The organism is Liquorilactobacillus sicerae, from assembly GCF_029916425.1.
Taxonomy (GTDB): Bacteria; Bacillota; Bacilli; order Lactobacillales; family Lactobacillaceae; genus Liquorilactobacillus; species Liquorilactobacillus sicerae.
This window is the reverse complement of sequence record NZ_JAHAVQ010000306.1, coordinates 1-417: the sequence shown is the minus strand read 5'-3', so window position 1 is coordinate 417 and position 417 is coordinate 1. Positions and strand designations below refer to the sequence as shown.

Here is a 417-nt window from a genome sequence, read left to right as displayed (position 1 = left end):
GCAAGAGATCGCGCAAATTTTCAAAAGCAGTTTGAACTTCTGGATTTTGGTCGTCTCTTTGCATTGTCAAAACAAAACGGCTTAATTGTATATGCTTTAATGCCATTGATCTAAGTTCTGTAGCAAAAACAATTATCTCTTGTTTTCCGGAATGACCGAATACCTTGGTTTTCAATGATTCTATTACTTGAGTGATTGCCCAGCCAACTATTGCGTAACTTAATTTTTTTTGGTTATCGAAATACGCATATTATGCTTGAGAATGTGTACCTAAATTGTGAGCAATCGTTGAAAATGTCAAAACTTTATCATCTTCGATTATGTTCACGCAGGCCTGAACGATTTTTTCAGCTGTCAAAATTTGATGTGGCATATAAAAATCTCCTTAATTAAATAATATGTAATTGACAATTACAT

The 417-nt window shown here is 33.3% G+C and carries 1 protein-coding gene; it reads right to left on the bottom strand.

Features of this window, described 5'->3' with window-relative positions:
• Nucleotides 1-250: 250 nt before the first annotated feature.
• On the bottom strand, nucleotides 251-373 hold the full coding sequence (locus tag KH893_RS12575; RefSeq protein WP_281166371.1) for a hypothetical protein: 123 nt from the start codon (nucleotides 371-373) through the stop codon (nucleotides 251-253).
• Nucleotides 374-417 lie beyond the last annotated feature (44 nt).

Excerpts from the sequence above, each read along its gene's own strand:
- KH893_RS12575 (WP_281166371.1), bottom strand. The coding sequence starts at position 373 with ATGCCACATCAAATTTTGACAGCTGAAAAAATCGTTCAGGCCTGCGTG.